The following is a 23094-nucleotide window of genomic DNA, read 5'->3' as shown; positions in this document are numbered from 1 at the left end:
GTCAGTGCGAGAAGGAACGACGAAGCAATCTTTCGCGTCAGAATGGCGTCAGTCATGCGTGAAGGAAGGATTGCTTCGTCGTTCCTCCTCGCACTAACAAAAACTATTTAATAGACTAAAAACCAATATTCAAGCCGGCTAGGAATACCCGCGACTGGGGATAGATGCCCCGGTCGAGGCCCGACGACCCTAGCTCGGGGTCAAAGCCGGTGTATTTGGTCAGGGTAAGCAGGTTTTGGGCGCTCACGTACACGCGCAGCGTTTGGCCGGTAAAGCGGTTAATCAGCGTTTTAGGGAAGTTGTAGCCCAGCGTCAGCAGCTTAACGCGCAGGTAGGAGCCATCTTCGATGAAGTAGCTGCTCACGCGCAGGTTCAGGTTGGGGTCGCCGGCTACAGCGCGGGGCACGTCGGTGCTGGTGCCAGCGCCGGTCCAACGGCCGAGCACCCGGGTGCTGCTGTTGCCATTGCTATAGAGGCCGCCTTCGGTGTACACCCGGTTGAGGTTGTACACGTCGTTGCCCTGCGAGCCTTGTATGAACACGTTGAGGTCAAAGCCTTTGTAGCTAACCGTGTTGTTGATGCCGTAGGTGAAGGCCGGGATGGGGCTGCCGATGAAGGTGCGGTCAGCATCGGTAATCTGGCCGTCACCGTTCAGGTCCTTGAAGCGAATATCGCCAGCGGCGGTGCTGGTGCCAGGGTTGCTGCCCGCCGTTTGCACCGGCGCATTGCGAACTTCCTCAGGCGTTTGGAACAGTCCGTCGGCCATGTAGCCGTAGAAGGCACCGAAGGGCTGGCCCTGGTCGTAGCGCACAATGGCCGTGCCCGTGCGAGTCGTAACGCCATTGAAGGGCTGGGCTACATTGAGGTCGCTGATGCGGTTTTTGAAGGTCGAGAACGTGAGGCCGGTCGTCCAGTTCACACCCCCGTCGCTCACCAGGTTGCGGGTGTTGATAGACAAATCGAGGCCGCGGTTGTAGGCCGAAATGGCATTGGTCGGCACCGATTCGTAGGTGCCCGACACGTAGTAGGCCGGCACTAGCGCGAGTAGGTTGGGCGAGCGGCGGTTGTACACGTCCACCGTCAGTTCGATGCGGTTTTCAAACAGCCCTAGGTCCACCCCGAGGTTCGCCTGGTAGTTATCCTCCCAGCGCAGCTCGCTATTTTGAGCGCGGGTAGGGCCGGCACCATTCAGCACCACGGGCGGGTTGCCAAATGGATACGTGATGCCTGTATTAATAGTAGCCAGGTAAGCAAAACGTCCGGCATTCAAGGGGTTGCCTACTTTGCCGTAGCCGCCCCGAATCTTCAGGTTGCTGATGGCCGGCACGTCCTTGATGAAGCTTTCCTCCGAAATGCGCCACCCAATAGATGCGCCTGGGAAGAAGCCGAACTTATTACCGGTGCTGAACTGCGACGAGCCATCGTAGCGGGCTGTAGCCGTGAGCAAGTATTTGCCTGCAAACTCGTAGTTGAGGCGCCCGAAGTAGCTGGCCAGTTTGTCGGTAGTAGGCTCAATGCCTACGCCGCCGTTGGTGATGGGGTAGCTCGGGTTGGCCGACGGGCCAGCGTTGATGTTTTGCAGCTGGTTGCTGATGTAGCCCGAGCGGCCCGCCGACAGGTAGGTGTACTGAAACTGCTGCGCCGACTGCCCCGCCAGCACCGTCAGGTGGTGCTTATCGGCAATAGTGCGGTCGTAGGTCAGCGTATTCTCAATGAGATACGTCGGGTTGTAATTGCTGGAGGAATAGGCACCCGCGATTGAGTTGCGGGGCGAATTGGGACCTAGGGACGGCGTGAAGCCGTTGTTGTTGTCAAAAATCAGGTCGGCCCCCACGTTGGTGCGGAAGCGCAGGCCCTTGAGCGGCTCGACCTCGGCGAAGAACGTGCCGATGATGCGGTTGCGCACAAACTTGGAGTGCGTAATCAGCGATTGTAGTACCGGGTTGGGCTCTACGTAGTTATCGTTGGTAGCGGTGGGCTCGTACCAGGTGCCGTTGGGATTGTACACCGGCACGGTAGGTGGGGTCTGCAGCACGTTGTTGAGCACCCCAAACTCGTCGTTACCCGTGTTGAGCTGCCGGTCCTCTTGGTGCGTCACGGCCAGACTGTTGCCTACTTTCACGTACTTGTTGAGCTGCAAGTCGCCGTTGGCCCGAATGGTGAAGCGCTCAAACTGAGAGCCAATGAGCGTGCCATCTTGCTGGAAGTAGCTGCCCGACAAGGCATAGCGGGCCTTTTCGCTGCCCCCAGTAGCCGACAAGGTGTAGTTCTGAATAACGGCCGTGGGCCGGAAGACAGCATCTTGCCAGTTAGTATTTGTGGTTAGTGCGTTAGGGTCGGCGTACTTCGGATTGATGGGGTCGCCCTTGGCAATCAGGCTTTCGTTGTTGATGACGGCGTACTGCTGCGAGTTGAGCAAGTCGAGCTTGCGCCACACCTGCTGGAAGCCCCGGTAGCCATCGAACGAGATATTAGCCGTGCCCGCCTTACCACGCTTGGTCGTGATGATGACGACGCCATTGGCCGCCCGCACGCCGTAGATGGCCGTGGCCGAGGCATCCTTAAGCACGTCAATGCTCTCGATATCGTTGGGGTTGATGGAGTTGAGTTGGTTCTCCACCCCGTTGAAGTTCGCATCGTTAGAAGGCAGCGGGAAGCCATCGACCACGTACAGCGGCGAGTTATTGCCCGCCGACGACACGCCCCGTATGCGTACCGAGGTGCCGCCTGCCCCGCCCGGCGCCCCTGAGTTCTGGGTCACCGTGACGCCAGCCACGCGGCCTTGCAGCGCTTGGGTAGGGTCGGCCACCGGCTGGCTGGCAATGTCGCGGCCCGACACCGACGAGATAGCACCTGTCACGTCGGCGCGCTCCTGGGTGCCGTAGCCGACTACTACAATTTCATTGAGGCCCTGCGCCGACTCGACCAGCTTAACGCTAAGCGTGCTCGCATTGGCAGTAGTTACTACCACCGATTGCGAGACGAAGCCCACGAAGCTAAAGAGGAGGGTGCTGCCCTCGGGGGCATTCAAGCTGAAGCTGCCATCGGGCCCTGTGGAGGTGCCCGTGCTAGTGCCGCGCACTAAGACGGTGACGCCGGGTAAGCCCGCGCCATCAGACCCCGTGACGCGGCCTGCTACGGGGATAGTAGCTACGATATGCGTAGGGCCAGTAGGAGCAAGGCTAGCGGCCAAGGCGGGTGCTGCCCAAGCCACCGGCAGCCCGCACGCTAACAAGGCCATCGTGCGCCGAAGCAGCACAGTGCGGTAGAAATTTTGGTTCATACAGGGTGGGAAATGATGGCCAAAGCTAGGCCGGCTTGTTTGGCAAATGCAAGCCACAAAACCCCTTAAAAACCCTGTAGAAGGCCGTTTTTGCACGATTGTGTTACGTTGCTGTACGCTTACGACACACGCCCTAGGTACCCATTTGTGCTCTGATGACACTTAAGGGCGCTTCTGCCCGACAAGTGCCTCTAGCTAAAAAACAACGCGGATTTTATCTTCTTTTATGAAAAAAGAATAATGCAAACGATTGTTGCTATCTCCTAGGTCGGCTTTCATCCTGAAAGGGATAAAAAGCCATTAACCAGTAGCACGCAGGGCCGGCGCTTCGGCCGCTGTTTCTTGGTTGTCAAGTTCAGCTTCTACCTCCAGTAGCACATGCGTCCAAGGCTCCCCTTCCTCGTAGCTGGGCGCTTGCTGACGCCGCTGGAGAGCCGCCAGCACTTTCTGAGCAAAGGCCCAACTAGTGGCGGGGCGTAGCTCGAGCACGCGAGCTAGCTCGGCTGGGGCGTAGTGTCCCCGGTGCGCGTGCAATAAGAACACAGCATAGAGCGCCTTTTCGGGAGCAAACTTACATTTCTGGAGCAGGGTGCCAGTAGTGGCCGACTCTACGTAGCGGCAGCGTGTGCAGCGGCGAGCGTGTGGCTCGCGGGCGGCGCAGCTTTTTTCGTGGCCGCACTTGCGGCAGCGGTAGCCGGGCGCCCACTTCAGGTCGGCTAGGTAGCGTAGGCAGGCGCCTTTGTCAGGAAACAGCTGGCTAAACTCACCGAAGTCAACTTCCCGGGCCTGAATGCGGGCAGCTTTTTGGTCCTGCAAATCCAAGCGCAGGTCGCGGTTGAGCTGCTCAATGGCCGCCGACTGCAAGGCCAGCAGGCTATTGCGCTCCAGTAGCTCGCGGTTTTGGGCAGCAATAGTGTCGTTTTGCTGGCGCAGCTCATCGGTGCGTTGGGCCACCAGGGCTTCGAGTTCGGTGTTGAGCTGGTCTTTCAGGGCTTGGTTTTCGCGCAGCTGCACCACAAGCTGGTCCTGGGCGTGGTGCTTTTTGCGAAGCTGCTTGAGCAGGCTGCGCTGTGTGCGCAGGGTAGTGTCCATAATGCCCTTGATTTTGTCGGCCAGCGCGTAGCTGAGGATAACTACTTCTAACACAAATGCTACGTTGAGGCTATACACCGTGTAGGCGTTGTTGTAGAAATCGATGCCCAGCTTGCGGCTGATGAGGAAGGCTAGGCTGCCAGCCACCAGCGCCTGGGCCAATAGTAGGTAGCGCGCCGGCCGCAGCCCACGCCGGTAGGCATACCAGGCGGCGTAGTATAGCAGGCCATACGGTAGCAGATAAAGCCAAAAGCTGAAGCCCGAGTGCACCACCCAGGCATCAAGCACCAGCAAGACCACGCTCAGCGCCACCACCCAGCGCACCGCGCGGTCTTGCGCCGGCCGCCGGGCCCCTAGGTCGAGAAAAGTGCGCGCATATTGCCCAAAGGTGAGCAGCAGCAGCACCGGCGCCGCCGCCCCAATGAAGTGGTTGAACAGCGGGCTGTTTGGCCACAAGTACTGAAAGCCCAAGCCGTCTTCCGACAAGAACAGCAGCGCCCCACTCAGCACGTATAGCACGTAGTAGAGGTAAGACTCTTCCTTGAGAAAGAAATATAGGAAGAGGTTATACAGCAGCATAATGAGTAGAATGCCGTAGAACCCGCCCAGCAGCCAGTACTGCAAGCTTAACTCGGGGATGAGGCGGGGGCCGCTGTGCAGCATGGCCCGAAAGCTGGTGCGCGTATCGGAGTGCAGCCGCAGGTAATAAGTGGCCGCCTGGCCTGGCCGCTGCGGCAAGTCAAATAAGAAATTCTTGTAAGAAATCGGTCGGTTGGCGAAGGGATGGCTGGCGCCGGTTACGAGGCTGTCGTAGCCCGCCCGGCCGGGACCTAGGGGCCGAAAAAGCGTGGCTTCACCGATGTGCGGGTCGTACAGCTCGAGGTACCAGTCGTGCACGAGAGTAGGGCGGGGCAGCACCGTGAGGCGCAACCAATACGTGCTGCTGGTATGCTGAATGTTGGGCGGCGCGGTGCCAGTAAGGGTAGAAAAGCGCCCTGCCCAAGCCGGGCTGCTGACTACGCGCAACGGCAGGTGCCCGCTGCTGTCTTCCAGCACGCTGTAGAAGCGGTCCTCCAAAAACAGATTGGGGCGGGCAGGCGAGATGAAGAGCGTGTCTTCGGGGGCGGCGGCCGCGCAGTGGGCTAGCAGCCCTAGTAGCAGTGCCAGCCACGGGCGCACTGCGCGGCGCGACCCGCCCCGCAGCCATTGGGCAAGCGTAGAGCTAGGAAACACAGGAAAAGAAATAGTGGGTGGGAAAGAGTAACTGCTAAGTTAAAGCCGGCCACTAGACCAAGCGGCACTAGCCCCCGAAAGCCGGTGGCAGTCGGCACAATCGGCCTGGTAGTCGGGAGTATGCGCGGGTGGGTAGGGCCCGCCAGTACTTTTGAAGCAATATCTGCCTTCGACTATGCCTGCTTTCACTTTTCGGCGCTACCTCACGCCCCTCATCCACGTGCTGGCCTGGGGGCTGTTGGCGCTGACGCTTCTCGTTTTTCAGCCCATGTCGGCCCGCATGTCCTTGCCCGCGCAGTTTTGGGTAAAGCAGGGAGTGCTGCTGCTGCTGTGGGTGGCAGTGTTTTACCTAACGGCCTACGTGAGCGTGCCGCGCCTACTGCTGAAGGGGCGCACCGGCTGGTTTATAGTAGTGCTAGTGGTGATGGCTGCTACCATTCAGTTGTTGAGCCGGGGCCTCGAAAACGCGCTGCACTTGCCCGAACTCATGCGCCAAGCCTTTCATGCAGCCGATGCTAGCAACGGCTTACCGCGTCGCCCGCCAGGGCCACCCCGCTGGCGCGGTCCGCGGTTCGATTTGGTAACGATGCTCATTACCCTGCTGGTATTGGGCATTGCCACGGCCATTACGGTGGTACAGCACTGGCAGCACGAAGCCCAGCTGCGCGAGCGCCTCGACCAGCAGCGCACCGAGGCCGAGCTGTCGTTGCTCAAGGCTCAGATTAACCCGCACTTCTTTTTTAACACCCTCAATAACATCTACTCGCTCACGCTCATCGACGGTGAGCGCGCCCGGGCAGCCCTGCACCGCCTCTCGCGCATGATGCGCTACGTGCTCTACGACACGGCCGCCGGCCAGGCCCAACTCAGCCAGGAAGTGGCCTTTGTGCAAGACTACATCACGCTTATGCAGTTGCGCCTTACCGACCGCGTGCAGGTGGTGTTTGAACACCCCGAGCCCGTACGCGAGGTGCTCATCGCGCCCATGATTTTGCTGCCTTTTGTCGAAAATGCCTTCAAGCACGGCGTGGCGGCCACCCAGGCCAGCCGCATTGTCATTCGCCTGAAGCAGCCCGCGCCCGACCGCCTCGAAATAGAAGTGCGCAATACCCTAGTGCCCAAAACGGGCGCCGACCTGGCCGGCTCCAATGGCATCGGCCTCGTAAATACTCGCCGCCGCCTCGACTTGCTTTATCCCGGCCGCTACGCGCTGCACGTCACCGAACGCACGCCCGACAATGAGTTTGACGTACAACTAGCCTTGCAGGTGGGTTAGGGGCGGGTAATAAAACACATCTGTCCTTACGTAACCAAGTAGGACAGACTTCAACCTTACGACTAATAAAGAATATGACCGTTTCCTGTATTGCCGTTGATGACGAGCCCTTGGCGCTAGCGCTGCTTTGCACCTTCATCGAGCAAACGCCATTTTTGAAGCTGGTGGGCCGCTACGGTAGCGGCGTAGAAGCCTTGAAGGGACTACACGAGCTAACGGAAAAGGTTGACGTAGCCTTTCTCGACATTCAGATGCAAGAGCTGACCGGCCTAGAGCTGGCGCGTGTGCTAGGTCAGCAGGCTACCGCGCCGCGCATCGTTTTCACCACCGCCTTCCCGCAGTATGCCTTGGAAGGCTACAAGGTTGATGCCCTAGACTATTTGGTCAAGCCCTTCAACTACGAGGAGTTTCTGCGCGCCGCCAATAAGGCCAAAGCTTACGCTGAGCTGGCCCAGGGCCACGCCGAAGCTAGCGCTCCCGTGCCTCCGACCGAGGAAGACCATATTTTCCTGAAAGTAGAATATCAACTTATTCGGGTAGCGCTTAGCGACATCCTGTACGTGGAAGGTCTGAAAGACTACGTGAAGGTGCACCTCAAGAGCACGCCCCGCGCCCTGCTGTCGCTGATGAGCCTGCGGGCGATGGAAGAAAAGCTACCCGCTCGTAGGTTTTTGCGCATCCACCGCTCCTTTATTGTGGCGCTCGACAAAATAGAATCGGTGCGCCGCCTCACGGTGCAAATTGGCACCGAGACCATCCCCGTGGGTGAGCAGTATAAAGAGGCCTTCGCGCAGTTCTTGAGCCGCTGGACCTAGGGTCGCGCATGACCCCACCCCCAGCCCCTCCCCTCTGGGAGAGGGGAGCCTGACGACTGAGTACGTAAGCGAGACGTCTATTTACGGTCGGCTCCCCTCTCCCGGAGGGGAGGGGTCGGGGGTGGGGTTACACAAATAACAAGCATAAAAGCCCGCTAACAGCATTGCTGGCGGGCTTTTTAGTAAATGACAATCTAGTGCTCCGCCTAGTTAGCCGGTGCATCGCCGCTAGGGCGCGGGCCGCGCTGGGGGCGCATGCTCTGGTACTTAGTGAACTGCTCGGGCGTGAGGATTTCCTTAAGCTTGGCTTCCATTTCGGCACGGCGGGTTTGCATGGCTTGGCGGTCGGCGTCGGTAGGTGGGCCCGACTGGCTGCCACGCATGCCTCCTTTGGCGCGTTGCTCCTGCATGAGGGCTTCGATCTTGGTTTTTTGGTCGGCCGTAAGGTTGAGGTCCTTAAACATGTCGCCGCGGCCCTGGCGGGCTTGGGCAGGGGCCTCTTGGGCGGGGGCGGCTAGCGGGGTGGCGCGGGCCACAAGGCCGGTAGTGGCAAGAGCAGTGGCTACTAGGGCCAGCTGCAAAGAGTGCATGCGCATAGTGTTGAAAGGTAAGGTGATACTTGCGCCGCTGCTAGGGGCAGTGCCGCGGTGCTGCCAAAGCTAGCGGCCTAGGGTAGGGGCGCTGCGGCCGACTCGGCGGCACTTCCAATTCTGCCGACTAACCCCACGATTTCATCGCTCCACACTGGTAAGTATGCTCCGGCTAAGCCTAGTGGGCCGCTTCTATTGATAACCTGAAGCAAAACCTCAGCCCGCTGTAGCGCGTCTTTAGGACAGTGCGGGCCCGTGGTGGGTACGTTGCTTTTCTTCCGATACGCTGTTTTATGCCTACTTCTTCATCCCGCCTGGCGGGGCAATATGCGCTCGTCACAGGTGCTAGTTCTGGTATTGGGTCTGCTGTAGCGGTGGCCCTGGCCGCGCACGGCGCCGCCGTGGTAGTCAACTACGCCCACGACGAAGACGGCGCCAATGCCGTAGTCAAGGAGATTACCGATGCCGGCGGTACCGCCTTTGCCGTGCAGGCCGATGTCAGCGACGAAGCCGATTTGCAGGACATGTTCCGGCAGGCCATTGAGCGCTTTGGAACCCTGCACATTGTGGTGGCCAACTCGGGTATTCAGGTCGATGCGCCCTTCCTGGAAATGACCCTAGAGCAGTGGCAAAAGGTTATCAACGTGAACCTGACCGGCCAATTCCTAACCCTGCGCGAAGCCGCCCGCGAGTTTGTGCGCCGCGGCCCGCAGCCAGAGGTGAGCAAGGCTACTGGCAAAATCATTTGCATGAGCAGCGTGCACGAAGTCATTCCGTGGGCCGGCCACGTCAACTACGCGGCTACTAAGGGCGGCATTTTGCAGCTCATGAAGAGCACCGCCCAAGAGTTGGCGCCGCACAAAATTCGCATCAACAGCATCGGGCCGGGCGCCATCAAAACGCCCATCAACCACGATGCTTGGAGCACTCCTGAGGCGGAAGCTAAGCTGCTAGAGCTCATCCCGTACAAACGTGTGGGCGTGCCCGAGGACATTGGTAACCTAGCCGCCTGGCTAGTGTCGGATGAGGCTGACTACATTACTGGCCAAACCATCTTCATGGATGGTGGCATGACGCTGTACCCCGGCTTCGAGGCGGGCGGGTAGAAATAGGAGTTGACAGTGTCTTGTCGCCTGTCATGCAGAACGTAGTGAAGCATCTCGCGTGCTGACGTTTGCGAACGTCATTGATTACTGCGCCACGCGAGATGCTTTGCTGTGCTCCGAATGACCTATTATTTCAATTCATAACTCGAAGCAGTGACTCCTGAATACCAACGCTTGGCCGAAGCCAACGCCAATCAGAAGCCGTGGCGGCGCTTTGGGCCTTACCTCGCCGAGCGGCAGTGGGGCACCGTGCGCGAAGACTACTCGGCCGGCGGCGACGCCTGGAACTACACCACCTTCGACCAGGCCCGCAGCCGCGCCTACCGCTGGGGCGAGGAGGGCCTGGGGGGCTTTTGCGACGACCGGCAGTTACTGTGCCTGGGCTTAGCCTTGTGGAACGGGCAAGACGCTATTTTGAAAGAGCAGCTGTTTGGGGTGAGCGGCGCCCAGGGCAACCACGGCGAGGATGTGAAAGAGGTGTACTACTACCTCGACGCCACGCCTACGCATTCGTACCAAAAAATGCTCTACAAGTACCCACAAGGGGCTTTCCCGTATGAGCAGCTGCTGCACGAGAACGGCAAGCGCACGCGCCACGACCCGGAATACGAGCTACTAGACACCGGCATTTTTGCGGACAATCGCTACTTCGACGTATTTATTGAGTACGCCAAGGCAGATGCCGAAGACCTGCTGATTCAGCTCACCGTGGTGAACCGCGGGCCCGATGAGGCGACGCTGCACCTGCTGCCGCAGCTATGGTTTCGCAACACCTGGGACTGGGGCTATGAAGACGAGAAGCCGACCCTAAGCGCTACTCCTGAGGGGGCGGTGCGCCTAGCGCATCAGGACCTAGCGGAGCTTGCCTGGTATGCCGATGAGCAGCCCGAATTGCTGTTTTGCGACAATGAGAGCAACGATGAGCGGCTGTATGGCCGTGCGTCGTCGGGCGAGTTTTTCAAAGACGGCATTCATAACTATATAGTTAACGGGGCGCAGCAAGCCGTAAACCTGGCGCGCACGGGCACTAAGGTGGCCGCGCACTACCCACTAGTGCTGGCGGCCGGGGCCACACGGCGAGTGCGCCTGCGCCTAGGTCCGCCGGGCCAGGCCGAGCCCTTTGCCGACTTCGACGCCGTGCTGGCGCAGCGGCAGCAGGAGGCCGACCAGTTTTACGCTGAAATTCAGCACGACATCACTGATGCCGATGCGCGCAATGTGCAGCGCCAGGCGCTGGCGGGGATGTTGTGGAGCAAACAGTTCTACAACTATAATGTGCCGCGCTGGCTGATGGGTGACCCCAGCCAGCCAGCCCCGCCGCCTGAGCGCCTGGAGGGCCGTAACGCTGACTGGAAAAGCTTTGACAGCAACGACATTATCTCGATGCCCGACACCTGGGAGTACCCGTGGTTCGCGGCGTGGGATTTGGCATTTCACGCTATTCCGCTGGCGCAGGTCGATGCTGAGTTTGCTAAAAACCAGTTGCGGCTGCTGACCCGCGATTGGTACATGCACCCCAACGGCCAGCTGCCGGCCTACGAGTGGCGCTTCGACGATGTGAACCCGCCAGTGCACGCTTGGGCTACGTTCCGGGTGTATAAGATGGAGCAAAAGCACCGCGACGATGGCGGCGACGCCGCTTTTTTGCAGGTCATGTTCCATCGCCTGCTGCTGAATTTTACGTGGTGGGTCAACCGTAAGGACCGCGACGGGCGCAACATCTTCGAAGGCGGTTTCCTAGGTCTAGATAACATCGGCGTATTTGACCGCTCGGCGCCGCTGCCGGTGGGCGGTTACCTCGAGCAGGCCGATGGCACGGCCTGGGTGGCCATGTTTGCCCTGAACATGATGCGCATCGCGCTTGAGCTGAGCAAGACCAACCCCGTGTACCAGGACATGGCGAGCAAGTTCTTCGAGCACTTCCTTTACATTGCCGAGGCCATGACCAACGTGGGCGAGACCAACCTCGACCTCTGGGACAACATTGATGAGTTTTACTACGACGCCCTCAACACGCCCGAGGGCGGCCACGAGCTGCTAAAAGTGCGCACCATCGTGGGCCTGATTCCGATGTTTGCGGTAGAGGTGCTCGATGAAGACGTGCTCACGGCCGCGCCCGAGTTTGTGGCCCGCATGCAGTGGCTGCTCGCCAATCGCCCTAGGTTGGCCTCCTTGGTTTCGCACTGGCAAGAGCCCGGCAAGGCTGCTACCCGGCTGCTGAGCTTGCTGCGCGGCCACCGTCTCAAGCGCTTGCTGTACCGCATGCTGGACACAGCCGAGTTCCTGTCCGACTATGGGGTACGCAGCCTCTCGCGGGTGTACCTAGAGCATCCCTACGTGTTCCGCGATACGGATATCACCGTTAGCTACCAGCCAGCCGAGTCGCAAAACGACCTATTTGGCGGCAATAGCAACTGGCGCGGCCCCATCTGGCTGCCCATTAACTTCTTGATTATTGAGTCGCTGCAACGGTTTCACCACTACTACGGCGATGATTTTAAGGTAGAATATCCCACGCACTCGGGCCAGTATGTGACGCTGCTCGACGTAGCCGGCGCTCTCACGGCGCGCCTCACCAAGCTGTTTTTGCGCGACCCTGACACCGGCCACCGTGCCTGCTTCGGCGACAATGACGTGCTGCAGCACGACCCCAACTTTAAGGATAATCTACTCTTTCATGAGTATTTCAACGGTGACAACGGCAACGGCCTCGGCGCCAGCCACCAAACCGGCTGGACCGGTCTTATTGCCAAGCTCTTGCAGCCCCGGCACAATGGGTAAATAGGTGATAAGCGTGATTAGCGTAATAAGTAATGCGCTCATTATTTATTACGCTAATCACGCTTATTGCCCGTTACGCCCACAACTTATCACTCCCAATTACTTATCACTCATGCCTGTTCCTGCTCCTTGGCTCGATGCCACTACCCCCATCCGCGACAACATGGTGCACTGGCCCGACAACCTCGGCGTGACCGTGAGCCGCACCCTCAGCCAGGACCGGGGCGATGCGGCCAACGTGACCGAGTTGCACCTGAGCGGCCATACCGGCACCCACGTCGATGCGCCACTGCACTTTAGCAGCGATGGCGGCGACATTACTACGCTCGACCTAGGGCGCCTCATGGGCCCGGCCACGGTGGTTGCCATCAAAGACCCCAAAAGCATCAGCTTAGCCGAAGTGCAGCAGCTAACCATCAAGCCTGGTGCGCGGCTGCTTTTCAAAACCCGTATCTCGGAAGGTGAGTGGAGCACAGCTCCTTTTCAGCCCGATTTTGTGGCCCTCGATGGTGACGCCGCCGCCTACCTGCGCGATGCGGGTGTGATATGCGTGGGGGTCGATTACCTTTCAGTGGGCAAAGCCGATGCGCACCACGCGCTGCTCGATGCAGGTATTTGCGTGATAGAGGGGCTGGCCTTGCAGCACATCGCGCCCGGCGAGTACGAATTGCTGTGCTTGCCGCTACTCATTGTAGGGGCCGATGGAGCTCCGGCCCGCGTGCTGCTGCGGCCGCTGTAAGTAGCAAGGTCTTTCCTAGGTTAGCTTTTTTTTAAGCCCTGCCGTAAGGAGCTAAAAGACCCGTTGCCTAAACAAATCGGCCACTGGGTTTTTGTTCTGTTTACATGAACCAAGCAAACATCATCGTCATGGGTGTGTCGGGCAGCGGCAAGACTACTATTGGCGAACTGCTGGCCCAGCAGCTAGGCCGGCCCTTCTACGACGGCGACGACTACCACTCGGCCGCCAATGTGGCCAAGATGGCCGCCGGCAATCCGCTCACCGATGCTGACCGGCACGACTGGCTGGCCACCCTCGCCGCCCACCTAGGCGAGTGGGAAGCCGCTGGTGGTGCTGTGTTGGCCTGCTCGGCCCTAAAGGAAACCTACCGCCAAACTTTGCAGGGCGGCGAGCAATTGCCCCTTACCTGGGTGTTTTTGGATGGCAGCCATGAACTGCTCGAAAAGCGACTGGAGGGCCGCCACGACCACTACATGAAGGCCTCGATGCTCGACTCGCAGCTGGCGACGCTCGAAAAGCCGACCTATGGCATCCACATCGAGCTCACAAATAGCGAGACGCCCGAGCAGGTGGTGGCCCGCATCGTGGCGCAGCTGCCGGCTCGCGCGTCACAAACTCATTAGCTCCCGAAACAGGCCCGACTGGTTGCGCGATACCTCCACTTCGGGGCCTTCGCGCAACTTGATTTTGAGCGTGTTGCTAAACCAGGGCTCAATGCCGGCTATCCAGTGCAGATTGATGATTTGCTGGCGGTTGGCCCTAAAAAATACCTTAGGGTCGAGCCGGGCCTCTAGCTGCTGCAACGTGCGCGGAATGAGCGGCTGGTGCTGCTCGAAATACACCCGCGTAGCGCCGCCGCTGATTTCAAACAGCCGAATATCGGCCAGCCGCACAAACCAACAGCGCTCGCCCTCCTTCACAAACACTTGGTCGTGGGCCGCGAGCGGTGGCAAAGCCGGTGCGGCAGTAGGTAGCGGGGGAGGGGCGGTAGCAGCTAACTCCGGTGGGCGAAGCTTGGCCAGGGCGGCGGCCAGGCGGCTTTCGCTCACAGGCTTCAGCAAATAGTCGAGGGCGTTTACCTCGAAGGCTTTGAGAGCGTACTGGTCGTAGGCAGTAGTGAAAATAACCTGTGGCGTGGGCCCTTCTAGCGAGGCTAGCAGGTCGAAGCCCGTTTGGCCCGGCATGTGGATGTCGAGAAATAGCACGTCGGGCTGCAGCTCTTGCACCAGCGCACGGGCCTCGTCGGCGTGGCGGGCTTCACCTACCACTTCTACTTCGGGAAAAGCCCGCAACAAGTGGCGCAGCTCGGTGCGCGCCAGGCGCGAGTCATCAATAAGCAGCGCGTTCATGTAAGCTAGACTGCGGAATTGTAAGCGGTAGAGAGAGTTCGGCCAGCACCGTATCGGGCTGCTGCGGGTCGGGGCCGATGCGAAAATGCGCGGCCGGGCCAAAAAGCAGCGCCAAGCGCTCCTGCACGTTGCGCACGCCCACGCCCGAGTGGCCGGGGTGCGGCTGGTAGGTGCCGGTGTTGCGCACGGTCACGCACAGGGCGGTGCCAGCTGCGTCGAGGTGGGCCGTCAGGCTGAGGCTGCCGCCCGCCGGGCGCGGCGCCAAGCCGTGCTTAATGGCGTTTTCGACCAGCAGCTGCAAGGTCATGGGGGGCACGAGCACGGGTAAGGCGTCGGGAGCCACGTCGAGGACATAGTGCAGGCGCTCTTCTAGTTGCAGGGCTTCGAGCTGAAGGTAGTTTTCCACGATTTCGAGCTCAGTGGCCAGGGGCACCTGTTCGGCGCCGTTGCGCTGCATGGTATAGCGCAGCAATTCGGCCAAGTGCGTCATCATGAGGCGGGCGCGGGCAGGGTCTTCCATTACTAAGGCCCGGATGTTGTTGAGGCCATTAAACAGGAAGTGTGGGTTGAGCTGGGCTTGTAGGGTGCGCATTTCGGCCTCGCGAGCGGCGGCTTGCAGCTGCCACTTGGCCACTTCGGCCTGTTGGTAGCGGCCTAGGTAGTGCAGGCCCACGTAGCAGGCCGTCCAGAGACACAGCACAAAATAGGTTTGCAACACATAGCCCACAAACTGCCCGCTGCCCGCTAGGCCGCCTAAACTGGCTGGCGGCCGGATGATAAATGCGATAATACAGCCTAGCACCAGCTGGCTGGCCAGCGCCGCTACAGCATTGGCGAGTAGCAGCCGCCACAGCAGCCCCCCAGCCGAGCGCTGCCACCACCCGCGCCACCGCCAGTAGGCGCGCAGCGCGTGGCTAGTGAGCAGCAGTACCCCTAGCATCGCCACCTGAATGGCAATAATGGGAGCGCCTATCTGCACCTTAGGGGCAAACAAGCTTATCAGCAACAGCCCTAGGCCAGCGTACAGCAGCCACCCCACCACCTGAATCGTCCAATAAAGCCGCTGGCGGCGTACACTCGGAGACATATCGAAGCTGTTTCTAAGAATCACACTGTTAGGCCATGCGAAAGGCCGCAAAACGCCTCGCGCCATACCCGCACAGCAGCGGGGAGACGCGCTGCGTAGCAAACGTTATTTTTAGCTTAGGCTAGCGCTTAGCTGTGGCTGGCTGCTGCAAAAAAGCATCAGTTTGGGTGAAAAACCACTGTGGGTCATCGTACATCAGGAAGTGGCGGCCGGCTTCCGACATTTCGATACGGGCCTGGGGCAGCTGGGCGTATTGCTGCGTGTAGATGGCCAGCGTGCTGGCTTTGGTGGCGCCGTAGGCCTTGTAGCCCGCCCACGAGCTGAGCACCAGCACCGGCTGCTTGATGCGGCTAATATCGGTGCGCAGGTCTGTGGTGTACATATCGTACATGGCCTGGGCCACGGTGCTGGGGTCGGAGGCCAGCCCCCAGCGCGCCACCTGCGTGATGCGGGCCGAATCGGTAACGAGTGGCGTTACCATCTGGCGCTCGGCGGCCAGTGTGAGGTGGCCCCGCGCTACCTGCTTGCGCAGTTGCTCGGCCATGGGGCGGGCCGATTCGACGGTAGCGGTGGGCATTTGAATAGCCGACATAAAAGGCAGCGAATCCACGATTTCGAGCGGGCCGAGAGCTGCCGGGTCGGTGCTGGCCATCCACAGCGCCAAGAAGCCACCTAGGCTATGGCCCACAACGGTGGGCTTGGTTAGCTTCTGGGCTTTGATATAAGCCAGCAACTGGTCGCGTACATCTTGCAGCAGGTGCGCCGACACTGGCTGCTGGGCGGCCACCCCACCAAACCCCGCCAGCGACACCACGTGGCACTGGTACTGCTTCTGGTAGCGGGCTACTGCATCGGCCCACACCGCGCCGGGGCAGGTAAGGCCTGGTATCAGAATAACCGGCCGGCCCTTTCCCACCACTTGCACCGTGAAGGCCGGATGCGCCGTCTGGGTGGTAGTGGCCTGGGCCGCGGCCGGCTGGACTGTCGGCCCAGCCAGCAGCAGTGTGAGGGCAACAGCGGCGCGGGGGAGGAGCGAAGAAAACATAGCTAAAGGGGGCGTTGGTGAAAGGATGAAGCAAACCTAGCCGCCCGGCCTAGCCCCCCGAAGCACCTACCCAGCCAGCGGTATAGCAGCCCGGCGAATGGTAAAAAATGCCGGGCGAGCAGCAGCCCTGGGCCGCCGCGGCCACCCGCTTGCGCTAGTGCTAACTTGCAGGTTAAACCTTCGGCCCATTTCTTATTCCTAGCGCAGTGACGCACACGCTACCTATTTGGCTTCAACCCCAGCGTGCCTGCTGGCTCGCGCTGGGCGGGGGCTTGCTGGTAGCCAGTGCGGCTGGGGCCCAAGCTCCTGGCGCTGCCGGCAGCCCGCCTGCACTGCCGCGCCAAGCCCCGCGCCTCAGCTTGGTTATCGACAACCGCAACTCGTTTGTGCAGGCGTCGGCGGTGCGCATCATTGGTCTCAATATTGGGGTGGTGCCGCGGGGCAAGCGCTACCGCCTGGGTTTGGGCGCCTACACGCTGCGGCGCAGCTACGCCGACCTATACACCTACCTAGGCAGGGGCAAAAATCGCAAGCTCAAAGACACCCTCACGCCGGCGCTGAACTTGACCTACTTCACGCCCAATTTCTCTTACACCTTTCTTAGCCGCCGCTTTATCGAGCTAAGCGTACCCGTCGATGTAGGACTGGGCCGTAGCCACTACACCATCACCGACGAAAACGGCAAGGTGACCACCGACAATCGCGGCCTGTTTGTGCCGGCCGAAGTAGGGCTGGGCGTACTGCTCAAGCCCACGCGGTGGGTGGGCATCAGCGCAGCGGCCGGCTACCGCGTGTCGCTCAAGGAGATTGATTACAAGGAGGACTTCAACGGCTGGTATTACAGCTACCGCCTCAACCTGTTTGTGGGCAACATTTGGCACGACTGGAAGGCCTACCGGCAGCGGGTGCGGGCCCGCCGAGATGGCGCAGTAGCCCCGCCGGCAGCACCCACCCCAGGCACCAATCCGTAGGCCTAGGGCTAAAAAGCGGCACTGTATTGGCTAAAGCCCAGTTTTAGACGGACCTTTGCGCCCGTTACCTAGGCTCTGAGTATGCAAAAGAATGGTTGGTTACTGGCGTTGTTGTTATTGCTGAGTGGGGCGGCCCGTGCCCAGGCGCCGCTGCTACGCAGCCTCTCCCTCACCCTCGACACCACCCAATATCGCCTAGGTGAGCAAATGATACCGGTGGCTGGCGAAGAGCGGCTATACTTCTACTACCACCAAGACGACCAGGCAGCCGAGCTGCGCCTGACGCCCACCCAGCCCGGCCGCCCGCCCCGCCTGCTGCCCTCAGCCGACTACGTGCTGCAAGACACCCTAGTGGCCGCTGCCAACGGGGAGTACCGCGGCACCCTACGCTTTCATAACCTAACTGGTATGCCCTTCGTGCGGCTCACGTTTGTGCAGGCCGGGGCGCCCGTAAAAGCGCCAGCCGACTCGGTGGGCCGCGCGGCGCTGCGGGCCACCATGCGCCAGCAGGTAGTGAGCCTGCTACCACTTACTAATACCACGCTCACGGCGCGGGTGCTCGACAATGAGCTGTTTGTTGGCGAAGAGCGAGTTATTGAAGTCAATACCAACAACATTGCCAACGTGCGGGTCAACAATGAATGGACTAAAGGCCAAGACATTGACTACCGCCTGGCTCGTGAGCAGGGCGGCCTGCGCCTGCACGTGGTGCCCAATGCCCTAGGGGTGCGCACGCTCACGCTCAAGACGCTGGCCGAGCGCCCATACCTCGACCCCACTGGTCACCTCAGCTACCAGCTGCCGCCGCTGCGCCTCGACTTCGCGGTGAAGGCCAGCCGCCTGCGCTTCCTCACCGCCGAGCGCAAAGACGTGAACTACGACGACGAGGGCCGCACCCGCGGCATCGAGTTTGTGCTCGACAATGGGCACGCTTTTGAGCTGCAACGCACCTACCGCCTCGAAGCCCAGCAGGAGCCCGGCGGAGCCCTCATTGCCGAGCTATACACCCGCAGCTACCTCTCCAATGACCGCGTGCTGTGCCAGCTGCGCGTGTATAATACCCACCGCCAGTCCGACGGCTACCTCTATATCAAGGATAATGACTTGGCCAAGTTTATCACCAACTTCGATATCACGCCTAGGCCGCGCATTGCCAACTTGAGCGTGCTGCACCGGGGCGGCGACTGGAGCTCGAACACCACTATCAACCCCGGCGAAACCGTGGACGTGCGCCTCGAAGGCGAGTCGCTGCTGAAGGGCCGCTACCACTTCGATGGCGGCACCGTCATTCCCTCCGATTCTTCGACCCGCTCCGAAAAAGCGCTTATCTACCGCGTGCAAGTGCCCCTCAGCAGCGTGCGCCGGCGCATTACCATCTTCGATGGCAGCAACGCTACTGACTTTGGGCTGAATGTGAAGGAGGCCCAGCGGCCCCACCCGCTCAACTTTGTGCAGGTGAACTACGGCGATGGGCCACACCCCATCACGCAGCTCAATGGGCCGGTGCTTTACGACAAGACCATTCCCGACTTGGTGTTCAGCTTCAACGCCAACGCCATCGACGAGGCGGGCAACCTCTACGGCCGCCAGTACCTGAGTATGGACATTAGGACGGTGGATGACAAGGGCAACCTCATCGACCAGCGCACTGTGGACCAACTCGTGATTTGCCCCGGCGAGGCCTCGCCTCGCTATGCCTACTACCAGGGGGCTGATTGCCAAGTAGGTAATTTTAGCCTCAATAGCATCCTAGGGCGCAAAACCTACGACCTCGACGCTTGGTACCGCATCATTATCACGGTGCGCAACGATGCCCGGCAGTACAGCACCAAGGGCTACTCGCAGCAGGTAGAGCTGGTGCTGCGGCGCCACGTCAACTTCGATATCAGCGTCAGCTTTCCGGCCGGCCTGCTCACTAAGTACCAAGGCGAATCTACGTACAACAGCTTCGGCGGTATTAGCTTGGCTACGCTGGCGCAGCTCAGCTTCTACTCTCCCGACCGCATTAACCGCCTGCGGCCCTACCGCATCGGAGCTGGTTTCGTGGCCCTCAACGCCTTCAACCTGTCCAATAACGCTGACGTGCAGCGCGACCTAGGGCTTGTGGTGCTGGGCTCGGTAGTACCAGTGCGCACGGGAGCGCGGCTCACGTTTCCGCTCTACCTAGGCGGTGGCTACCTGCTCACGAAAGGCAAACCCTTCCTATTGTTTGGGCCAGGCATCGGCGTTACACTGTAAAGTGGTTAGACGCCCTAAAAAAGCTTTCCCCTCCTTCGCTAACCTAGCAAGGGAGGGGAAAGCTTTTTTAGGGTGCAGCGCTGAGTGGCTGCTTAGCCAACTATTGCTTAGCGTTTTTGCCCGTCGTCACCGAAGGGGCTACTAGCACTTTGCCTTTGGGGTCGTGTGTAGTGTTGTGGCCTTGGCCACCCGAGCTAACTACTTGGTTGGAGGCAGCTTTGCCCGAGCCTTTGCTGCTACCAGTGCGCGTACCACTAGAGCCGGGGGCTACCTTGTAGTTGGGCTTAGCAGTGGTGGGGTTATTGTTGCCGGCACTGCTGCTGGTGTTTGAGCTATTGCCGCTGCTGACATTGTTGTTGCCGTTGGTATTGGTACTGGTGCCGCCGGTATTGGCGCCGCCAGTGCGGCCTTCTTGGGCAGCCGCCGTACCGATGGTAGCAATTACTAAAGCGAGGAAAGCGAGGGTCTTTTTCATAACTGTAGGGGTAAGAAAGTTGCTAACAATACGGCTTGCCCCGCGTGTGCGTTTTAGCTTTTGGCTAAAAAATTTGGTGCTTATCCTCTTGAAAACTAGCTGCCTGCTCGGCTGCTAGCCAGACTAGCTAAGCCCTAGCTAGTAGCCAGCCTCATTGTCTAGCTAATACCTAGGGTGGCTTGGCGTCGTTCTGCCAATTGAAATACCTAAATCGTTGTCCGCTAGCAGCTACTAGTGCGCTGGCAGGTGTAAAGCCAACGACATAGTGGCCCTACGTAGCAAAAGAACCTGCATTGCCGTGGGCAATAAAGCAGGGAGCGGCATCTAGCTTAAGTAAGCGCCAAATAGTGGCGCGTTTCAACTTTTTCTATTCCGTTGAGCTATGCGACGAATCTTTGGGTTACTTATTTGGGCAGCGTTGCTGCCAGCGCCGCTACTAGCGCAAAAGGCATTGCCTACCGATAGCACCTCTACCGAGCCCGACCAAGAATTGGATGATTTTGGCGGCCACTTTAAAGGCATCCACCGCATTACTACGAAGATGCGTGGCGTGCGGGGGGCAGGGGAGACAGTGTACCTGGTCAGCGCCGATGGGCGGCGGTTGTCGGTCTTTCGAGAAAATAAGCTTCTGTGGGCGACTAATGTAGTGGCGCCTTTCAAAGCAGAAATTCCGGCCGGCCGCATTTCTTCGCTTGTCCTATCCTCGCATATCCTGTTCGTAGGCCTAGGGAAGCGTGGCAGCGCCGAGGTTGACCGAAGAACCGGCCGGATTGTAAGCAAGTACTTTGACCACGACCCCAGCAACCTAGCAGCAGAACCGCACTAAAAGTGCGCCTCACTACCAGCGCCAGCCCACCTGCGCCCCGCCGTAGTAATTGCGGCCTGCGGCAGGCTGAAAGTAGCGCCCCCCGAAGGCGTTGAGGTCATTGCCGAGGCTGTAGCGACGGTCGCCCGCGTTCTCGACGCCAGCGTAGAGGTCCACGGCCAGCCGGCCCATCAAGGTTCGGCGCCAGCCCGCGCGGCCCCCAAACACCCAGTAGCCCGCTGCATAGTCAGTGTTAGCATCGTTGAGCGGAATCATGGCCTGATGGCTGAGCGTGGGGCTGGCGTAAAACCCTAGGTGCTCGCTAAAGTCGAGCCCCGCGCTAAGCGTATGCGGCGCGGTGCCCGTGAGGCGGTTGCCGCTAAAGCTCTGGCCGCTGGCCGACTCATAAGTGCCGAAGCGGAAGTGGTTGTAGGCGTAGCTGCCCCACAGGCGCAGCCCGGCCGGTGGGCTCAGGGCCTCGGCCGAGGTGGCGGGCCGCCATAGCCAGCCGCTGGCCGCCACTTCGGCGCCGCGCTGGTGGGTGTTGCCTGAGTTGGCGTAAAGCTGGAAGCCTTGCGCATCGGTGCGCGACACGATGGTATTGCGCAGCTCAAAATCGAACAGCGCCACGTCAAAAATCAGGTGCCCACCTAGCAGCGTGCCGCGGCTGCCCACCTCATAGCTGGTGCCGCGCTCGGCCTGCAAGTCGCGATTGATGCTGCCATCCGAGGGCCGTAGCTCGGCCTCGGTGGGGGGCGAGTAGCCCGTGCTCACGCTGGCGTAGGCCGAGATGGTAGGCGTTAGTTCTTTCAGCAACGCCAGCCGCGGCGATACTTCGGGCCGGAATGTCTGCTCTACGACATAGCCGTTGGGGTTAGTGGCTGCGCTGCTCACGCGAGCAATTTGGTAGCGCAACCGATTGTAGCTGGCGCCCGCCGTGAGCAAGAAACCAGCCGGTAGCTCGTAGTCGGCTTGGGCAAAGACGAAGCCCGTGCGGGTTGAAATTTCGTCGTCGTAACGCAGCGTGGTGGGGTTCCCTAGCACGTTGAGGTAGCTGCGCGAGTCGGTGAACGAGGTCTGAAACTCGCCGCCGCCCTGCACCCGCAGCACGCGCCCAGCCAGCGAACCCTTGTAATTAAGGGTAGCCCGCCCGCCACCACCTAGGATGGCATCGCGCTCCCAATCAACTAGATAGGGCGTCGCTACGCGAGTGCTGCGGCCGTACACGGTAGCCGTGGTGCTCCAGCGCTCCGAAAAGCGATACTCGTGCGTGAGCCCTAGGAGGCCGGTTTGCGAGGCGTAACTGCCCTGCTGCGCCACCGTGCCAGGCGCAGCTGCCGTGCCCGGCCGTGCCTGCCGTGGATTCTGCTCAAACTGCGCCCGCGTGAGGCCGCCCGGCAGCTGGTAGTAGAGGTCGGTGTAGAGCGCGTGCACCGAGAGTGTTTGCTTGTCAGAAGGGCTCATTTGTCCATCTACCGCAAACACGTCGCGGCGCAGGGAGCTCTGCTGGCGGTAGCCATCTAGTTGTTGGTGTGCATACTGCGCCCGCCAGTAGTCAGTGCCCTTGCCACTGGCCTCAGCCGATGCCGTGAAGCGCCGCAAGCCATAGGAGCCCACCGAGTAGCCCACCTGCGCCTGGCTTTGGCCAGCGGCGGGGCGGCGGTTTTCGAGGCGCACCACGCCGCCCGTACCGGCGCCGTACACGCTGCCCGCCGGCCCCTTCAGCACCTCGATGCGACCTAGCTGGGCGGGGTCCAAGATGTTGAGCGGCGTGGTGCCGTTGGCTTCCGTGAAGGGAATGTCGAAGTAATACAGCTTCACATTGCGCACCCCGAAGGGCGAGCGCAGCGTGCTGCCGCGCACGCTGATGCGGTAGCTGGCCGTGGCCCGCTCCTCCAGCCGCACGCCGGGCAACGTATTCACGGCCGAGGCCAGCGAGTTTTCATTAAACCGCTGAATAATAGTTTGGTCAATAACCCCAACACCGGCCGCCGTGCGCCGCAAGGGCAGCTGCTGGCCATAGCCCACTACCGTAGCCGAGGGCAAGGCGCGAGCATTGAGGGTGTCGGCGGGGGTAGGAGATTCTTGGGCTGCCAGGCGCGCCGCCGGCGTGGCGAATAGGACTAGCAGTAAGTAGCGATGCAGCATTACGTAAAAAAGGGTTGCTTCCCCAAACGGCTAGGCTAGGTAGAAGTTTGAGTGCTGGCAC

17 protein-coding genes are annotated in these 23094 nt (G+C 60.3%); 9 read left to right on the top strand and 8 right to left on the bottom strand.

Going from position 1 to position 23094, the window contains the following annotated elements; all coding sequences use genetic code 11:
- Nucleotides 1-115 precede the first annotated feature (115 nt).
- Nucleotides 116-3283, bottom strand: a complete 3168-nt coding sequence (locus FNT36_RS17660) for a SusC/RagA family TonB-linked outer membrane protein (RefSeq protein WP_144850371.1) — start codon at nucleotides 3281-3283, stop codon at nucleotides 116-118.
- Between the two features lie 300 nt (nucleotides 3284-3583).
- Nucleotides 3584-5608 (bottom strand): 7TM diverse intracellular signaling domain-containing protein, encoded by a 2025-nt coding sequence (locus FNT36_RS17655; protein ID WP_144850369.1) that lies wholly within the window; start codon nucleotides 5606-5608, stop codon nucleotides 3584-3586.
- A 175-nt stretch (nucleotides 5609-5783) separates the two neighbouring features.
- Here FNT36_RS17655 and FNT36_RS17650 point away from each other — a divergent pair, with 175 nt between their 5' ends.
- Nucleotides 5784-6884 (top strand): sensor histidine kinase, encoded by a 1101-nt coding sequence (locus FNT36_RS17650; protein WP_144850367.1) that lies wholly within the window; start codon nucleotides 5784-5786, stop codon nucleotides 6882-6884.
- Between the two features lie 74 nt (nucleotides 6885-6958).
- Nucleotides 6959-7699 carry a LytR/AlgR family response regulator transcription factor gene (locus tag FNT36_RS17645; RefSeq protein WP_144850364.1) on the top strand — a complete coding sequence of 247 codons (741 nt, stop codon included), beginning with the start codon at nucleotides 6959-6961 and terminating at the stop codon, nucleotides 7697-7699.
- Between the two features lie 206 nt (nucleotides 7700-7905).
- Here the strand turns inward: FNT36_RS17645 and FNT36_RS17640 are convergent, their stop codons facing one another.
- Entirely contained in the window at nucleotides 7906-8295 is a 390-nt protein-coding gene (locus FNT36_RS17640) for a Spy/CpxP family protein refolding chaperone (protein ID WP_144850363.1), read from the bottom strand.
- Nucleotides 8296-8582: 287 nt separating this feature from the next.
- Here FNT36_RS17640 and FNT36_RS17635 point away from each other — a divergent pair, with 287 nt between their 5' ends.
- From FNT36_RS17635 to FNT36_RS17620, 4 genes are all read left to right on the top strand, one after another.
- Nucleotides 8583-9395 (top strand): glucose 1-dehydrogenase, encoded by an 813-nt coding sequence (locus FNT36_RS17635; protein ID WP_144850361.1) that lies wholly within the window; start codon nucleotides 8583-8585, stop codon nucleotides 9393-9395.
- Nucleotides 9396-9548: 153 nt separating this feature from the next.
- Nucleotides 9549-12176 carry an MGH1-like glycoside hydrolase domain-containing protein gene (locus FNT36_RS17630; RefSeq protein WP_144850359.1) on the top strand — a complete coding sequence of 876 codons (2628 nt, stop codon included), beginning with the start codon at nucleotides 9549-9551 and terminating at the stop codon, nucleotides 12174-12176.
- Nucleotides 12177-12288: 112 nt separating this feature from the next.
- Nucleotides 12289-12915, top strand: coding sequence for a cyclase family protein (locus tag FNT36_RS17625; protein ID WP_144850357.1), 627 nt, complete (start codon nucleotides 12289-12291; stop codon nucleotides 12913-12915).
- A gap of 104 nt (nucleotides 12916-13019) precedes the next feature.
- Complete coding sequence (locus tag FNT36_RS17620; RefSeq protein ID WP_233636019.1) at nucleotides 13020-13538, top strand: gluconokinase; 519 nt, start codon at nucleotides 13020-13022, stop codon at nucleotides 13536-13538.
- On the opposite strand, the gene FNT36_RS17615 is transcribed toward FNT36_RS17620, so the two are convergent.
- From FNT36_RS17615 to FNT36_RS17605, 3 genes are all read right to left on the bottom strand, one after another.
- On the bottom strand, nucleotides 13524-14264 hold the full coding sequence (locus FNT36_RS17615; protein WP_144850355.1) for a LytR/AlgR family response regulator transcription factor: 741 nt from the start codon (nucleotides 14262-14264) through the stop codon (nucleotides 13524-13526). The two genes, FNT36_RS17620 and FNT36_RS17615, sit on opposite strands and share 15 nt — an antisense overlap.
- Nucleotides 14245-15351 (bottom strand): sensor histidine kinase, encoded by a 1107-nt coding sequence (locus tag FNT36_RS17610; RefSeq protein ID WP_233636018.1) that lies wholly within the window; start codon nucleotides 15349-15351, stop codon nucleotides 14245-14247. The genes FNT36_RS17615 and FNT36_RS17610 overlap by 20 nt, the downstream gene beginning before the upstream one ends.
- Before the next feature lie 121 nt (nucleotides 15352-15472).
- On the bottom strand, nucleotides 15473-16396 hold the full coding sequence (locus FNT36_RS17605) for an alpha/beta fold hydrolase (protein WP_144850351.1): 924 nt from the start codon (nucleotides 16394-16396) through the stop codon (nucleotides 15473-15475).
- Nucleotides 16397-16602: 206 nt separating this feature from the next.
- Between FNT36_RS17605 and FNT36_RS17600 the strand changes: the two genes are divergently transcribed.
- Nucleotides 16603-17367: a hypothetical protein gene (locus FNT36_RS17600; RefSeq protein ID WP_144850349.1), complete on the top strand. Its 765-nt coding sequence runs from the start codon at nucleotides 16603-16605 to the stop codon at nucleotides 17365-17367.
- 81 nt (nucleotides 17368-17448) lie between these two features.
- The gene (locus FNT36_RS17595; RefSeq protein ID WP_144850347.1) at nucleotides 17449-19605 is read left to right on the top strand and encodes a hypothetical protein; all 2157 of its coding nucleotides are present in this window, start codon (nucleotides 17449-17451) and stop codon (nucleotides 19603-19605) included.
- 100 nt (nucleotides 19606-19705) lie between these two features.
- On the opposite strand, the gene FNT36_RS17590 is transcribed toward FNT36_RS17595, so the two are convergent.
- On the bottom strand, nucleotides 19706-20080 hold the full coding sequence (locus FNT36_RS17590) for a hypothetical protein (protein ID WP_144850345.1): 375 nt from the start codon (nucleotides 20078-20080) through the stop codon (nucleotides 19706-19708).
- A 382-nt stretch (nucleotides 20081-20462) separates the two neighbouring features.
- On the opposite strand from FNT36_RS17590, the gene FNT36_RS17585 reads away from it, so the two are divergent.
- Nucleotides 20463-20906, top strand: coding sequence for a hypothetical protein (locus tag FNT36_RS17585; protein WP_144850343.1), 444 nt, complete (start codon nucleotides 20463-20465; stop codon nucleotides 20904-20906).
- Between the two features lie 12 nt (nucleotides 20907-20918).
- On the opposite strand, the gene FNT36_RS17580 is transcribed toward FNT36_RS17585, so the two are convergent.
- Nucleotides 20919-23033, bottom strand: a complete 2115-nt coding sequence (locus FNT36_RS17580; RefSeq protein WP_144850341.1) for a TonB-dependent receptor family protein — start codon at nucleotides 23031-23033, stop codon at nucleotides 20919-20921.
- Between the last annotated feature and the right edge of the window lie 61 nt (nucleotides 23034-23094).

The organism is Hymenobacter setariae (genome assembly GCF_007713685.1).
Classification (GTDB): Bacteria; Bacteroidota; Bacteroidia; order Cytophagales; family Hymenobacteraceae; genus Hymenobacter; species Hymenobacter setariae.
This window is presented reverse-complemented; position numbering and strand designations above follow the sequence as displayed.

Excerpts from the sequence above, each read along its gene's own strand:
- FNT36_RS17650 (WP_144850367.1), top strand. The coding sequence starts at position 5,784 with ATGCCTGCTTTCACTTTTCGGCGCTACCTCACGCCCCTCATCCACGTG.
- FNT36_RS17635 (WP_144850361.1), top strand. The coding sequence starts at position 8,583 with ATGCCTACTTCTTCATCCCGCCTGGCGGGGCAATATGCGCTCGTCACA.
- FNT36_RS17615 (WP_144850355.1), bottom strand. The coding sequence starts at position 14,264 with ATGAACGCGCTGCTTATTGATGACTCGCGCCTGGCGCGCACCGAGCTG.
- FNT36_RS17595 (WP_144850347.1), top strand. The coding sequence starts at position 17,449 with ATGCAAAAGAATGGTTGGTTACTGGCGTTGTTGTTATTGCTGAGTGGG.
- FNT36_RS17610 (WP_233636018.1), bottom strand. The coding sequence starts at position 15,351 with ATGTCTCCGAGTGTACGCCGCCAGCGGCTTTATTGGACGATTCAGGTG.
- FNT36_RS17605 (WP_144850351.1), bottom strand. The coding sequence starts at position 16,396 with ATGTTTTCTTCGCTCCTCCCCCGCGCCGCTGTTGCCCTCACACTGCTG.
- FNT36_RS17660 (WP_144850371.1), bottom strand. The coding sequence starts at position 3,283 with ATGAACCAAAATTTCTACCGCACTGTGCTGCTTCGGCGCACGATGGCC.
- FNT36_RS17640 (WP_144850363.1), bottom strand. The coding sequence starts at position 8,295 with ATGCGCATGCACTCTTTGCAGCTGGCCCTAGTAGCCACTGCTCTTGCC.
- FNT36_RS17645 (WP_144850364.1), top strand. The coding sequence starts at position 6,959 with ATGACCGTTTCCTGTATTGCCGTTGATGACGAGCCCTTGGCGCTAGCG.
- FNT36_RS17625 (WP_144850357.1), top strand. The coding sequence starts at position 12,289 with ATGCCTGTTCCTGCTCCTTGGCTCGATGCCACTACCCCCATCCGCGAC.
- FNT36_RS17590 (WP_144850345.1), bottom strand. The coding sequence starts at position 20,080 with ATGAAAAAGACCCTCGCTTTCCTCGCTTTAGTAATTGCTACCATCGGT.
- FNT36_RS17580 (WP_144850341.1), bottom strand. The coding sequence starts at position 23,033 with ATGCTGCATCGCTACTTACTGCTAGTCCTATTCGCCACGCCGGCGGCG.
- FNT36_RS17585 (WP_144850343.1), top strand. The coding sequence starts at position 20,463 with ATGCGACGAATCTTTGGGTTACTTATTTGGGCAGCGTTGCTGCCAGCG.
- FNT36_RS17620 (WP_233636019.1), top strand. The coding sequence starts at position 13,020 with ATGAACCAAGCAAACATCATCGTCATGGGTGTGTCGGGCAGCGGCAAG.